A 13,970-nucleotide genomic window follows, 5' to 3' on the forward strand; every position below is an offset into this window, starting at 1 on the left:
GGTGAAGCAACTATTAGTGCTAGATTAGAGCACACTCCACTTCGCAAAACTAATCGTGTAGATGATATTAATGTCAATCCTAATATTTCCATCTTTGCAGATGCTTTTATTAAATCTGGTGTGAGTATCTATAATTTTGATTTGATTGATAATGGCGGATCAATTCGCGGTGGCGGTATAGGCTTTAGTAAAATGAGCATTTCTGATTATTCAAGTCAAAATTTAACAGCTAAATTAGCTGTATACATAGAAACTGACTTAAAAGACAATAATAAGCTCAAATTATTTGGTGGTAATGTCGATGGTTTAGTGATTGTTTTAGACCAGCTTGGTACAGCAAACAATGGTATTGATCTAAATATTTCAAATTTTCGAGTTGGTACTCAAACTCAGAAAAATATAAGTGATGTACAGATTAAAGGCCTAAATATCAACGGTACAAAAGTTATTTTACGTGGCCACTAAGAGTTAATCTAATGCGAGCTTTATTAATGTATAGCACAAAATTATATTTTTTATTATCTATTTGGTCTGTATCTTTTGTCGCTAATGCTGAGGATGCAAATAGTATTGTACCTAGCAGTGTTTTTAATATGGCATCATCCGCCAAAACTGATGCAGTTAAAAAAGATATTGATGAAAACAAACCGCGTTTAGAAAATTATGCTAGTTATAACGACTTTCTCAATGCGATGTATGTATATAATAAGACTCAAGAAGATAATATAAAACCTCGCATTATCATTGACCTACCTACAAAACCAGACCACGAACCAGAATATACATTTTTAGAAAAAAATGCTGATGTTACTGGTAAAGGAGAAACTATCCCCGATGTTGTTCCTGAGCAACAAAATCTCAAATAATATGTCTCGAATATTCTTTTTATTATGCATATTAACTTGTCATGCCTATGCAGCAGAACAAATTGGTAAAGTAAGCAATATTAAAGGTGATGTTTTTGTTATTGATGCTAATAATAGCAAACGTAACTTATTTAAAGGTGATTTCTTATATACTCAAGATAAGATTCAAACGGAAACTAATAGCCTTGTTTCATTAGAAACTAATAATGCTCATTCCTTTACCCTATTTCAAAATACTACTCTTATTTTAAGCGACTATAACTATAATAAAAATTCTCCAGAATTAAATACGCTTAATTTTGATTTAATTTCAGGCACAATCAAAGTAAATAATTCAGCAGCATCTATAAAAAATACAAACTTGATTCAAACACCTTATTTAAATATTGAATCTACTTTAGCAGATTATTTATTACAATTTACTCCTCCAAATATGTCGATAATCACTATTAATCAAGGTTCTGCCAGATTATTAACCAAAAACTTAGCGACTACGATTACTCAAGGTCAAACTTTTGAAGTTAAAGAAGATAATATACCACTCCTATCATCAATAATTATTCCTCAAATACCCTCATTAGATAGATTAGAAAAAAAGACTAATATATCTCCCAACAATATTTCAGCTAAAGAGGGTCGACCACGTTTAGAAAATTACTCTAACTATAAAGATTTTATTCAAGCTATGTATTTATTCAAAAAAGCCGAAGAAGAATTAAAACGACCTAAAATTATTATTCCTAACTTGCCATCTGGTGAAAACTTACCAGAATACTCATTAATTGATGATGGTTATGAGGTAACTAATTGGGCAGAAGATTTAACTAATTTAAATAAGGATTATAATATTGATAATATACAATTAGTTAAACAGTCTTCAAAAATGGCGATAATGACTAGAGATGAAATGGAGTTGTCAGCTGTTAAAGATATTTTTGGTGTCACATTTTTTTCTTTAGCCGATTTTTTAAGCATGAAAGTTGAAGAGTTAAATCGTCTAATTTCAACAAAAAATACCGATGATGGTGCAGTTGAGCAACAAAAATCTAATGATCTAATGAGTAAACTTCTAAAAGATAGTATAAAAACTAATGCAATTGGCAATGACATTTCTATCATTGGTGTTGAATTAGGACAGCCTGAAATTACCGTTATTAAACGCCCATAATAAAAAGGCTTGTAAATACAAGCCTTTTTTAGTTTATTCTGCTTTTTGTGCAGCTTCTTTCACTAATGGTGCTAACTCGCCTTTTTGAGTCATTTCTAAGACGATATCACAACCACCAATTAACTCACCTTTAATCCATAATTGTGGAAAAGTTGGCCAGTTGGCAATTTTAGGTAAAGTCGCACGAATATCAGGATTTTCTAAGATATTGACATACGCAAATGGTTCACCAATTTGCATTAATGCTTCTACAGTGCGTGCAGAAAAACCACATTGCGGAAATTGTGGCGTGCCTTTCATATATAAAATAACCGCATTTTCGGCAATTTGCTTTTTGATTAAGGATTCAATATCCATCATACACCTACGATAACCTAGTTTTAGACTCGGATATTGTAACGCTTTTAACAACAAATCGTCAGTGTAAAACTAAATTTTGTCGCGGTAATTTTTATTCTGCCATGTATTTTTCATCAAAATATTGTATCGTATCGCTTTAGTGACTTAATTTTATGACGGGATTTTGATTTATCATGACCACTAGTGCATTAATGCCAACTTACGCTCGGCAACCTCTTGCCTTTGAAAAAGGTAGCGGTGTTTGGTTGTATGATTCTGATGGAAACGCTTATTTAGACGCTTTAACTGGTATTGCCGTTTGTGGCCTTGGCCATGCTCACCCTGTCGTTGCTCAAGCCATTGCAGATCAAGCAGCAACATTAGTTCATACGTCTAATTTATATCAAGTGCCATTACAAGAAGCTTTAGGCCAAGCTTTACGTGATATTTCAGGTATGGAGTTATGCTTTTTTAGTAACTCAGGTGCAGAAGCCAACGAAGCCGCTATTAAATTAGCTCGCTTATTTGGTCATCAAAAAAATGTGGCTTTACCAGAAATTTTAGTCATGGAAAATTCTTTCCATGGTCGTACTTTAGCTACATTGTCAGCAACAGGTAATAAGAAAGTTCAAGTAGGTTTTGAGCCTTTAGTACAAGGTTTTATTCGTGTTCCTTTTGGTGACATTACAGCCATTGAACAAAAACTTGCTGAAAATCCAAACATTGTTGCAATTTTAGTAGAACCTATTCAAGGTGAAGGCGGTATTCGTACTGCACCTAATGGCTTTACCTATTTAGAACAATTACGGGCAGTTTGTGATAAGCACGATTTATTAATGATGCTTGATGAAATTCAAACAGGTAATGGCCGTACAGGCAAATATTTTGCTTATCAACACACTTCCATTAAACCGGATGTTGTCACAACAGCAAAAGGTTTAGGAAATGGCTTTCCAATTGGTGCTTGTTTAGTTCAAGGCAAAGCGAGCCATTTATTTAAAGCGGGTAATCATGGTTCAACTTATGGTGGAACACCATTGGGCTGTCGAGCTGCTTTAACGGTTGTTCAGCTAATTCAACAAGGTGCAAGTGACAATGCCGCCGTGATGGGCAATCGCATGATTACAGCATTTAAAGAAGCTTTAAGTGATTTAAATGTAGAGGTCACAGGCCATGGCTTAATGATAGGTTTACATTTACCCAAGCCCTGTGCCGAATTAGTGGGTATTGCTCGTGATAAAGAAAAACTCTTACTTAATGTGACTGCAGATTGTGTGGTGCGTTTATTACCTGCATTAATTATTACTGCTGAAGAAGCCGATGACATTGTGCAACGTGTAGTGAGATTAGTACGCGAGTTTTTAACTCAATAATCGTTAAATAACTTGGGTATTTTGGCAAAAATTCGCATTTATATTGACAAAATACCTAAGTATTATAGCTATTTAGCCGATTTTTGATTGCCTAAATACATTTTTTCATTTAACTTTAACTCTTATCCGCCTTTTATCTTGGTGGCGGTTTTCTATTTTTAAGGTTTTATATAGTTCGTTAAACTTATTTATATTCCATCTATTTAAACCTGTATGATCGAGGAAGTGACAATGGCAGTCCGCCATTTTTTAACATTATTAGATTTATCGCCTAAAGAATTAATGACTGTTTTACATCGCGCCATAGAATTAAAAAAAATGCGTAACGATGGTATTGTTTATGAGCCATTTAAAGGTAAAGTTTTAGCGATGATTTTTGAAAAGTCATCAACACGGACACGTGTATCTTTTGAAGCTGGCATGGCACAATTTGGCGGTTCAGCGATTTTCTTATCGCCAAGAGACACACAGCTTGGTCGCGGTGAGCCTGTAGAGGACTCTGCCAAAGTCATTTCGCGTATGACCGATATTGTCATGATCCGCACATTTGCCCATGACATTATTGAAAGATTTTCGGCTAATTCCAAAGTGCCTGTGATTAATGGTTTGACTGACGACCATCACCCTTGTCAAATTTTAGCCGATTTACAAACGTTTATTGAGCATCGAGGCAGTTTAACAGGCAAAACTTTTGCGTGGATTGGTGATGGCAATAATATGTGTAACTCTTATATCCATGCAGCACATCAATTAGGTTTTCATTTACGTATTGCCTGCCCTTATGGTTTTGAACCAGACCCCGCATTATTAGAGCAATACAAGCATTGTGCCACCTTAGTAAAAACCGCAGAAGAAGCCGCAACAGGCGCACACTCTATTGCTACTGATGTTTGGACAAGTATGGGGCAAGAAGCCGAACAAAGTATTCGCAAACGCCGTTTTTCGACTTATCAAGTAAACCCTCGTTTAATGGATTTGGCTGCCTCAGATGCTTTGTTTATGCACTGTTTGCCTGCACATCGTGGTGAAGAAATTTCTGAAGATATGTTGGATGACCCACGTTCTGTAGTGTGGGATGAGGCTGAAAATCGTTTACATGCTCAAAAAGCATTAATGGAGTTTTTGTTAACTAACATTAACGCTTAAACCCCCTCTAAATCTCCCCCTTATCAGGGGGAGACTTTTGCAAATTAATTATAGCCATTTGGGTTTTGTGACTGCCAACGCCACATATCGCTACACATCCGCTCTTGGTCAAATTCAGCTTGCCAGCCAATTTTATTAAATGCGTACTGTGGATCGGCATAACAACTGGCAATGTCCCCTGCTCTACGTTCTACAATTTGATAAGCGATGGTTTTTCCTGCTGCTTTTTCCATTGCTTTAAGCATATCTAATACCGAGTAACCTTTACCTGTTCCTAAATTAACGGTGACTAATTCTTGATTTTGTTCAAGATATTGTAAAGCTTTAACATGTCCCTTAGCTAAATCAACAACATGAATATAATCTCGCACGCCAGTACCGTCATGCGTTGGATAATCACCACCAAACACTTGTAAATGACTACGTTTACCCACCGCAACTTGAGCAATATATGGCATCAAATTATTAGGAATACCATTAGGGTCTTCACCAATTAAACCGCTTTTATGTGCGCCAGTTGGATTAAAATAACGCAATAACGCAATTCGCCAACTGTTATCAGCGACTTTGACATCGCGTAAAATATTTTCAATCATCAACTTACTCGCTCCATAAGGATTAGTCGTTGATAACGGAAAATCTTCTTTAATAGGTACAGTATGAGGATCACCATACACGGTTGCAGACGAACTAAATACGATGGTTTTGATATTAGCGGCTGTCATCGTTTCAAATAACACAACCGAACCACTGACATTATTATCATAATAATAAAGCGGTTTTTGCACAGATTCACCAACCGCTTTTAAGCCTGCAAAATGCACAACGGCTGTAATTGAATAACTCTTAAAGATTTTATCTAACAATTGACGATCTCGAATATCCCCTTCAATAAATTCAAAATTTTTATTGGCCAATTGACGAGTTCTATAAATAGCCTCTAATTTGCTATTACTTAAATTATCCAAAACTAAAATGTCAAATCCTGCGGCAAGTAGTTCTAACGCGGTGTGAGAACCTATATAACCTGCCCCACCTGTAAGTAAAATCATTTTTCACCTAATAGGGAGTGTATAAAAACATAATAAAAAAGAAACCCTTTTCGACTTACACGGTTATCGCGTATTTGTTTACATTTCAGGCATTTATCAATGCCTTTATGCTCACAAAACGCGCTAATTGCACTGCAATGTGTAAGTCCTATTAATATGATAGCCTCTTTTTTTAAGAATTACACGGTTTTTAAGGTGACTCTTTGCACAGCATCTAACCAACCTGCATACATGGTTTCGCGTTTATCAATATCCATTTTAGGGGTAAATTCACGTTGGCAATGCCACAACTCAGCAATGGCATCCAAAGATGCAAATTTACCAACCTGTAAGCCTGCTAACCATGCCACACCCAAAGCCGTTGTTTCAGTGACCGTTGGACGATCCACCGCCACCCCAACAATATCGGCTAAGGCTTGCATCAGCCAATTATTAACTGCCATGCCACCATCTACACGCAAAGTTTTTAATTTGGTTGCCCCATCTTTTTTCATCGCTTCCATCAAGTCGCGCGTTTGAAAACAAACAGCCTCTAAGCCAGCAATAACAATTTCGCCAATGCCTGTATCACGTGTTAAACCAAAAATTGCGCCTCGTGCATGAGGGTCCCAATATGGCGCGCCTAAACCTGTAAAAGCAGGCACTAAATACACGCCTCGGCTATCCATCGTTTCTTCGGCAATGGCTTCGGTATCGCCAGCTTGTTTAATCAGTTGAATACCATCACGCAACCATTGTACGGCTGCGCCAGCGACAAAAATACTACCTTCTAAAGCATAAGTCACTTTACCATTTAAACGATAAGCTACGGTGGTTAACAAACGATGAGTCGAGTTAATCGCTTCATCACCTGTATTCATCACCATAAAACAGCCCGTGCCGTAGGTACTTTTGACCATGCCAGAGTTAAAACACGCTTGCCCCACTAAAGCCGCTTGTTGATCGCCTGCCACACCACCAATTTGCATAGGCGCGCCAAATAAACGTGTTTCCGTTAAACCAAAATCACTGGCAGAATCTTGGACAACAGGTAATAAACTGATGGGAATATTAAATAATTTTAATAACTCTTCATCCCATTCTTGGGTATGAATATTAAATAATAAAGTACGTGCTGCATTGGTGGCATCGGTAGCGTGTTTTTTACCACCTGTGAGTTGCCAAATTAACCATGTGTCAATTGTACCAAAAGCTAACTCGCCCTTTTCGGCGCGTTTTCTTGCACCTGAGACGTTATCTAAAATCCATGCCAATTTACTGGCCGAAAAATAAGGGTCTAATAACAAGCCAGTTTTTTGCTGAACCATTGTTTCATGGCCACGATTTTTAAGTTTTAAACAAGTATCAGCCGTACGGCGATCTTGCCAAACAATCGCTTTATGAATAGGCTTGCCTGTTTTTCGATCCCAAACGACGGTTGTTTCACGTTGGTTAGTAATACCTATGGCTGCAATTTGTTGTGCAGTAATACCACTTTGCTGTAAAGCTTCTCGACACACTGCCAGAGAGGATTGGGCAATTTCTTCAGCATCATGCTCTACCCAGCCATCAGCAGGAAAATATTGCTTGAGTTCTAGTTGTGCGCGAGCAACAGCCTGCCCTTGTAAATTAAAAATAATCGCACGGGTACTGGTTGTGCCTTGATCTAAACTTAATAAATATGGCTGCATAATAAGTCCTGTTATATGATTTATGACTTTATTTAGGACTTACGCGGTTATCGCTTATTTGTTCGCTAAACAATCGCTTTTAGAGCAATTTTTAGTTCACAAAACGCGCTAATTTCAGTGAAATGCGTAAGTCCTATTAGTGCTATGCTAAACATAGCGTCTTAAAAATTTTAGCGATTGAATACTATTTTATGAAATTTGTCTTGTTAATTACCGCCCCAATTGAGAGTAGCAACGCATGGCATGCTTATTATTTCGCCAAAACAGCATTGGAGCAAGGTCATCAGGTATCGCCTTTTTTTTATAATGAGGGAGTTACGGTTGCCATTCGTTTGATACTGAACCATGATAACGCAAATTCACTCAATCAATGTTGGCAAAATTTGGCCAAACAACATCAACTAGAATTAGCCGTTTGTGTCGCTGCCGCATTACGCCGTGGCATCACCGATGCCGATAATAGCCACCGCCACCACTTACAAGGTGATAACCTAGCCGATGGCTTTATCTTAACAGGCTTAGGCACGTTGACCGATTTAATGATTAATTCCGATAGATTTTTACAGTTTTAACATGAAACCATTATTTATTCATCATACTTCCCCGTATCACGGTCACCATGCTCAAGAAAGTTTAGATGCTTTATTAGTGATGGCAGCTTTTGGCCAAAATCCCAGTGTTTTATTTCAAGGCGATGGTGTATGGCAACTATTGGCTAATCAGCACAGCGAAATCATAGGCAAGCCGTCTATTATTGCCCAGCTAAGTGCTTTAGAACTCTATGACGTTTCGGAGGTGTATGTTGATGAGCAAAGCTTATTAACACGCAATTTAAAAGCCGAACACCTCGCTATAGACGTACAAATACTTTCACAAGAATCCTTAAAAGATTTTTTTCAGCAACACAGCCCTATTATTCGACTTTAAATCATGCCTACCCTTCATTTAATTAGCACAACGCTTAATCACGAACTTTATCAGCAACTTATTACTATTTTATCTGATGATGATGTTTTATTATTCACAAATCAGGGAGTGTATAACTTATATTCTCAGCAGGATTTATTAAAAAAGTATCGTTGTTATGCCTTAATGAGTGACTTACAAGCTTATGGTTTATTAACCTTAGTTGAGCAAACTTCTTGTAAAATAATTGACTATCCTGAATTTGTGCAATTAGGAATACTATATGAGCGCAGTATTAGCTGGCACTGATATTGGTGTGGATGAAGAAGGTTATTTGCTTAATCATCACGATTGGACACCTGACATTGCTACACAACTGGCACAACAACAGCAATTAATTTTGCATGACGAACACTGGCAAATTCTTTATGCTATTAGAGACTTTTATCAGCAATACCAACGCTCACCCACCACAAGGGTATTATTAAAATATTTAGGGCAACAATTAGGTAGCGAAAAAAGCAGTAGCATTTATGTGATGTCTCTTTTTGGTGATGGTACTCCCGCCAAAACGGTTGCTCGCTTAGCAGGGTTACCCAAACCCACCAACTGTATTTAGGATTTTAACAACATGGTTATGAAAAACATCTATCGTGATGTTGAACACCCTTTTGCACAATATATTCGCATCATTGGCAAAGGCAAAACAGGTAGTCGCTCATTAAGCTTTGAAGAAGCACAAGCCGCGTTTGCGATGATTGTGCGTGGCGAAGTGTTAGAAGCGCAACTTGGCGCATTTTTGATGTTGTTACGGGTAAAAGAAGAATCGCCCGAAGAACTGGCAGGTTTTGTGGCAGCCACACGCGAATGGCTACAAGCCCCACAAATTGCCGTTGATTTGGACTGGTCATCTTATGCAGGCAAACGCAAACATTATCCGTGGTTTTTGCTTGCTGCTTTAGTATTAGCCGAAAATGGCGTGCGCATTTTCATGCACGGTGCTAGTGGTCATACCATTAATCGTTTATATACCGAAGAAGTTTTACCTGTCTTGGGTTATGGTTTGTGTCAAACATGGACAGATGTAGAGCAGCAGCTTAATCAAAGAAACTTTGCGTATATGTCTTTGGATGCTTACTGCCCTCCTTTAGGCAATATTATTCAATTACGTAACATTATGGGTTTACGTTCGCCAGTACATACCTTAGCGCGATTAATTAACCCATTAAATGCTCAATGCTCATTACAAGCGATTTTTCATCCTGCTTATCGAGAGTCACATCAACAAGCAGCTAAATTATTAAATTACAGCAACTCGATGGTGATAAAAGGTGAAGGTGGCGAATTTGAGCGTAATCCTGATGGGCGTTGTTTGGTTAAAGGCATAAAAAACGGCGAGCTTTACGATTTAGAATGGCCGATGATGTTTGAAGAGCGTCATAATGCTGAAGATGAATTTAGTTTGGACGATTTTATTGCGGTATGGCGTGGCCAAAAAGCACATGAGTATGGTGAATCGGCAGTGATTGGCACCTTAGCACTGGCATTGATTGGTCTACAACGTTGTAATGATCCAGAAGAAGCTTTAACCCTTGCTCAGCAATGGTGGCACAACCGAAAAGCCAAACAAAAAATCAAAGCTGGCGAACAAATGGATTTGTTTGCTTAGTTTATCCTCTAATCCTACGCATTATTAACAATGCGTAGGATTAGAACGAATCGCTAACAATGCCTGTTCTAATGCCGACCAATCTATATTATCTACACTAATAATCTCTAAGCGACTATCGAAGGACTCGGCACAACTATTAAAACTGGCATCAACAGCCGTTAAATTCACTGCCAACCAACCTTGATTAGTATGAATAACTCCCTTTACGCGTTGTGCCTTAATCGCAAATAATAAATCCATTAACGCATGGTGTTCAAATTGCCAATCCACAGGAAAAATCCAACCACCAACATAGGTGTCTAAGGCTTGTTGGTGATAATGATATGGTGGTTCAACAATGTCGATGCTGTATTTTGAACGGCATTTAAGCGTAAATTATCGTGCAATAAAGAGCGTTTGATCACAGGCACTTGTTGGCGTTTATAGGCTAATAACTCATAGTCTAATTGGCCGTGCTCAACAAATACCGTTTTTGCATTGGGTGATGGTAATTGCTGTGCAAAATCTAACATTAATTGTTTTTGCTCTACATTTAACAGATCCGCTTTACTAAACACCAAAACATCCGCAACCTCGACTTGAGTAATAAATGACTCATGTTCTCGCACCCTTTGATCTTGATATTGTCGGGCATCAATCAAACACAAGACTGCTTCAAGTTTTAAAGTGCTTTGCCAATGACTAGCACTTAAACTATCAATAATTTGTTTGGGATGCCCTAAACCCGTTGGCTCAATTAACAGCCGTTGTGGTTTTGCTTTGGCGAGTAATTGCGATAACGCCACTTGCATAGGTAAAAAATTGGCACAGCAAATACAACCGCCTGCCACTTCTTTAATAAATACTTCTTGTTGCTGCCCAATTAATGCTTGATCTATACCTATTTGCCCAAATTCATTAACCAACACTGCCCAACGTTCATTTTCGGGTTTGCTTGCTAATAATTGTTGAATTAACGTGGTTTTACCTGAGCCTAAAAAACCTGTGATGATGTTGGTGGGAATAGCCGATAAAATAGGCTGCATAATTACTCTCTCTAATTAACTAAGCTTTGAACCCATTGCAATTGTTTGGGCAAACAAATATTTTTTAGATCATAATTCTCAACAGCGAATTGGCGGGCATTTTGGCTCAATTTGTCTGACTGTGCTTTATCGGCTAATAACTCAGATACGGTATTTGCTAAAGCTTTTTTATCAAAGAAGTTAACCAATCTGCCTGTTTTGCCTTCAATAATCGCTTCTTTTAATGGTGGAGTATCACTAGCAACAATGGTACAACCTGCGCTCATTGCCTCTAATAAACTCCAACTTAACACATAAGGATAAGTCAGATAAATATGTACCCTAGATAATTGCAATAAGGCAATAAATTGTGGATATGGCACTTGGCCTAAAAAGAAAACTCTAGACCAATCTACTTGTTCTTTAACTTCATTAATAAAGATATTTTTCCATGTTTGACCTTGTGGGGCTTCTTTACCGTAGCTCACCCCATCTGCACCAATAATTAATACTTTTGCTGTGGGTCGTTGGCGCAAAATATCGGGCAAAGCGCGCATAAAAATATGATAACCCCGATAAGGCTCTAAATTACGCGCAACAAAGGTAATCACTTCATCGTTGCGACTGAGCGTAATCTCACCTTGAGCATTCTTAAAATTCATTTGTATCGTTGGATTGGGTTTAATCGCTTGCGTATCAATGCCATCATGAACCACCGTGATTTTGTCTCTAAACAACTGTGGAAAAGTGCTTGCCTGCCAATAAGTGGGAGAAATGCCTGCATCAGCCACTTCAAAGTGCAATAAATTATTAGTATTTTTGACTCTAATTCGACATTGATCGGTTAAAGATGAAGGAAACTCTGGGTCAAAGCCTACATCTGCGCCTTGAGCATGATAATAAAACTCACTATAAATCGCTAACTTAGCAGTTGGCCACACATCTTTGACAAATAAACTTTCTCCCCAACCACAATGGGCAATAATGACATCGGGGGTAAATCCTGCTTTTTTTAACTGCATAGCAGCATAAAAAGCCGCTTCACCTCTAATCACTTTAGTTTCTATATCTGTTATCCAAGGATGAATTTTTGGCGTTGAACCGCGCTTGGCAGCATAGGATAACATTTGCACGCCTTGCCAATTTTTTGGCATATCAGAGCGCATATGCATTGCTAGTACTTGATTGTTTTTATCAGCCGCCAATACTGGTGCAAGATGCTTAAATTGAGCAGGAAAGTTTTGATGAATAAATAAAATGCGCATGATAAAAATTATTGTCCATATTGTTATCAGAGGCGCATATTAACCAGTTATTACCATTCAGGAAATGGGTCTGATAAATTATTGCGCCCTTTCCTGTGCCTAGCATTGTTCTTAAATTATTATTAGGAGAAATGTCAACGTTGTTATTAGATGGACAACAAGTGATTCCACAACGATTAATTAATTTAGACTTTGATTTTAAAAGTCCTACTTTAGATCAGGCTTTGCTAAACAACGCATAACGAACCCGATATTTAACATGGCCAAAAACCTCTGTCCAGCCACGTAAGTTTTGTATATAGGTGTTTAAGTTGGCTTGCCACCATTGTTTTTGATTAATATAAAAACCATCAGGAAACTCTGTAGGTGCAGGAATTACATTAAATCCAGCTTGCCTAAAAGCTAAAACAGAACGCGACATATGCCAAGCATCAGTCACTAAGACAATTTTTTGTATATTGTTCTTAATTAATAATTGTGCTGAAAATTGGGCATTTTCATGGGTATCATAGCTATTATTTTCTAACCAAGTTGCTGCTAAGCCAAATTGACCTAAGGTATTGCTCATACCATAGGCGACTTCCATTCCTGATAAAGCAATAGGCAATCGTGTTTGTTTAGCTACATACGCACCATACTGTAAACGCGCTGTTGATGCACCTCCCGATTGATATTGATTATTATATTCACCCCCTCTATACAAACCTCCACCTAAAATCACAATTGCTTGTGGTTGTTGTTGAATAATTTGTTGCACACTTAAAGGAGGATATTTACCAATAATCACAAAAATAATCTGGGTCATTAAAGGCGTTGCAAATAAATAATTGCTTATGATTGCTGATATGATTAAACAATAAGCCCAGCGTTTACGTTGGTAATGTAGTGCTACCAAAGCAAACAATAATAGAAAACTGATAAAAACAGGAAAACTTAATAAAAACTTCATTAATTAACATCAATAAATAAAGGCTCTAAATATTCTACAAATCCTTGTAATTCTTCTTTATTTAATTGCGGCACTAGTTTTTTAATTGCTGCATGAGAGGCTTTATCAATAGTGACGCCTCCTAAATCAGCAATTTTTCGGGTAACAAAACCTAATTTTAAAGGTTTGATTGACTCCACATAAAAATAATGGTTAGCCAATGAAGAAAACTCTAACATCGACTCCATGAGTTTATGTTTAACAGAAACATCACCAAGTTTTATTTGTGCAAAACAATATTTATAACTTTGTGCTAAATGCTCTGGCACAGGAAAACTTATATATTCTTGATCGTTAATAACTAATTTACGCGCACGAATTTGTGAAGTCAACGGCGACATTTCCTCACTGTTCATCTTTGATAAGACTTGTTTAATTAAGGTATGCGCCGTTGTTTTAATCGCACTAGCAACATTATGCAACACCTTCACCGCAAAAGCCTCTTGATCCATCATATGACTATTTCCTAAAACCATTACTTCAATAATTTTATCAGTATAGTCATTGGCAATTTGAATCAA

General features: G+C 37.4%; 19 protein-coding genes. 11 read left to right on the forward strand and 8 right to left on the reverse strand.

Annotated elements, in window-relative coordinates; translation table 11 throughout:
- The 3 genes from Q0212_RS06600 to Q0212_RS06610 all read left to right on the forward strand — a co-directional run.
- The coding region (locus Q0212_RS06600) for a hypothetical protein (RefSeq protein WP_297923803.1) at positions 1-465 on the forward strand (465 nt) is incomplete at its 5' end.
- A gap of 11 nt (positions 466-476) precedes the next feature.
- Complete coding sequence (locus Q0212_RS06605) at positions 477-866, forward strand: hypothetical protein (RefSeq protein WP_297923805.1); 390 nt, start codon at positions 477-479, stop codon at positions 864-866.
- Entirely contained in the window at positions 835-2,034 is a 1,200-nt protein-coding gene (locus tag Q0212_RS06610) for a hypothetical protein (protein ID WP_297923807.1), read from the forward strand. The genes Q0212_RS06605 and Q0212_RS06610 overlap by 32 nt, the downstream gene beginning before the upstream one ends.
- A 33-nt stretch (positions 2,035-2,067) precedes the next feature.
- Here the strand turns inward: Q0212_RS06610 and grxD are convergent, their stop codons facing one another.
- A complete protein-coding gene (gene grxD, locus Q0212_RS06615) occupies positions 2,068-2,394 on the reverse strand; it encodes a Grx4 family monothiol glutaredoxin (protein ID WP_297923809.1) in 327 nt (108 codons plus the stop codon).
- Between the two features lie 173 nt (positions 2,395-2,567).
- Between grxD and Q0212_RS06620 the strand changes: the two genes are divergently transcribed.
- Positions 2,568-3,746, forward strand: coding sequence for an aspartate aminotransferase family protein (locus Q0212_RS06620; protein ID WP_297923812.1), 1,179 nt, complete (start codon positions 2,568-2,570; stop codon positions 3,744-3,746).
- A gap of 231 nt (positions 3,747-3,977) precedes the next feature.
- Complete coding sequence (argF, locus tag Q0212_RS06625; protein WP_297923813.1) at positions 3,978-4,892, forward strand: ornithine carbamoyltransferase; 915 nt, start codon at positions 3,978-3,980, stop codon at positions 4,890-4,892.
- Positions 4,893-4,936: 44 nt separating this feature from the next.
- Here the strand turns inward: argF and galE are convergent, their stop codons facing one another.
- Both galE and glpK read right to left on the reverse strand, forming a co-directional pair.
- A complete protein-coding gene (gene galE / locus Q0212_RS06630; RefSeq protein ID WP_297923815.1) occupies positions 4,937-5,944 on the reverse strand; it encodes a UDP-glucose 4-epimerase GalE in 1,008 nt (335 codons plus the stop codon).
- A 179-nt stretch (positions 5,945-6,123) separates the two neighbouring features.
- Positions 6,124-7,614, reverse strand: coding sequence for a glycerol kinase GlpK (glpK, locus tag Q0212_RS06635; RefSeq protein ID WP_297923817.1), 1,491 nt, complete (start codon positions 7,612-7,614; stop codon positions 6,124-6,126).
- Positions 7,615-7,805: 191 nt separating this feature from the next.
- On the opposite strand from glpK, the gene tusD reads away from it, so the two are divergent.
- From tusD to Q0212_RS06660, 5 genes are read left to right on the forward strand one after another with little or no spacing between them, the layout of a single operon-like run.
- Positions 7,806-8,186, forward strand: coding sequence for a sulfurtransferase complex subunit TusD (gene tusD / locus Q0212_RS06640; protein WP_297923819.1), 381 nt, complete (start codon positions 7,806-7,808; stop codon positions 8,184-8,186).
- Position 8,187: 1 nt separating this feature from the next.
- The gene (gene tusC / locus Q0212_RS06645) at positions 8,188-8,541 is read left to right on the forward strand and encodes a sulfurtransferase complex subunit TusC (RefSeq protein WP_297923821.1); all 354 of its coding nucleotides are present in this window, start codon (positions 8,188-8,190) and stop codon (positions 8,539-8,541) included.
- Positions 8,542-8,544: 3 nt separating this feature from the next.
- Positions 8,545-8,829: a DsrH/TusB family sulfur metabolism protein gene (locus Q0212_RS06650; RefSeq protein WP_297923823.1), complete on the forward strand. Its 285-nt coding sequence runs from the start codon at positions 8,545-8,547 to the stop codon at positions 8,827-8,829.
- Complete coding sequence (locus Q0212_RS06655; RefSeq protein WP_297923824.1) at positions 8,804-9,139, forward strand: TusE/DsrC/DsvC family sulfur relay protein; 336 nt, start codon at positions 8,804-8,806, stop codon at positions 9,137-9,139. Before Q0212_RS06650 ends, Q0212_RS06655 begins: the two co-directional genes overlap by 26 nt.
- A gap of 18 nt (positions 9,140-9,157) precedes the next feature.
- A complete protein-coding gene (locus tag Q0212_RS06660; RefSeq protein ID WP_297923826.1) occupies positions 9,158-10,189 on the forward strand; it encodes a glycosyl transferase family protein in 1,032 nt (343 codons plus the stop codon).
- A gap of 24 nt (positions 10,190-10,213) precedes the next feature.
- Here the strand turns inward: Q0212_RS06660 and Q0212_RS06665 are convergent, their stop codons facing one another.
- From Q0212_RS06665 to Q0212_RS06675, 3 genes are read right to left on the reverse strand one after another with little or no spacing between them, the layout of a single operon-like run.
- On the reverse strand, positions 10,214-10,462 hold the full coding sequence (locus Q0212_RS06665; protein ID WP_367175677.1) for a hypothetical protein: 249 nt from the start codon (positions 10,460-10,462) through the stop codon (positions 10,214-10,216).
- Between the two features lie 29 nt (positions 10,463-10,491).
- On the reverse strand, positions 10,492-11,217 hold the full coding sequence (locus Q0212_RS06670; RefSeq protein WP_297923828.1) for a GTP-binding protein: 726 nt from the start codon (positions 11,215-11,217) through the stop codon (positions 10,492-10,494).
- An 11-nt stretch (positions 11,218-11,228) separates the two neighbouring features.
- On the reverse strand, positions 11,229-12,461 hold the full coding sequence (locus tag Q0212_RS06675; RefSeq protein ID WP_297923830.1) for a glycosyltransferase family 4 protein: 1,233 nt from the start codon (positions 12,459-12,461) through the stop codon (positions 11,229-11,231).
- A gap of 131 nt (positions 12,462-12,592) precedes the next feature.
- Here Q0212_RS06675 and Q0212_RS06680 point away from each other — a divergent pair, with 131 nt between their 5' ends.
- On the forward strand, positions 12,593-12,703 hold the full coding sequence (locus Q0212_RS06680; protein ID WP_297923832.1) for a DUF1731 domain-containing protein: 111 nt from the start codon (positions 12,593-12,595) through the stop codon (positions 12,701-12,703).
- On the opposite strand, the gene Q0212_RS06685 is transcribed toward Q0212_RS06680, so the two are convergent.
- A complete protein-coding gene (locus tag Q0212_RS06685) occupies positions 12,679-13,266 on the reverse strand; it encodes a YdcF family protein (RefSeq protein ID WP_297923834.1) in 588 nt (195 codons plus the stop codon). The genes Q0212_RS06680 and Q0212_RS06685 overlap by 25 nt on opposite strands.
- A gap of 143 nt (positions 13,267-13,409) precedes the next feature.
- Positions 13,410-13,970, reverse strand: a 561-nt coding sequence (locus Q0212_RS06690; RefSeq protein ID WP_297923836.1) for a hypothetical protein, incomplete at its 5' end; no start/stop codon positions are given.

Origin of the sequence: uncultured Agitococcus sp., assembly GCF_937920075.1 — a bacterium.
GTDB lineage: Bacteria > Pseudomonadota > Gammaproteobacteria > Pseudomonadales > Moraxellaceae > Agitococcus.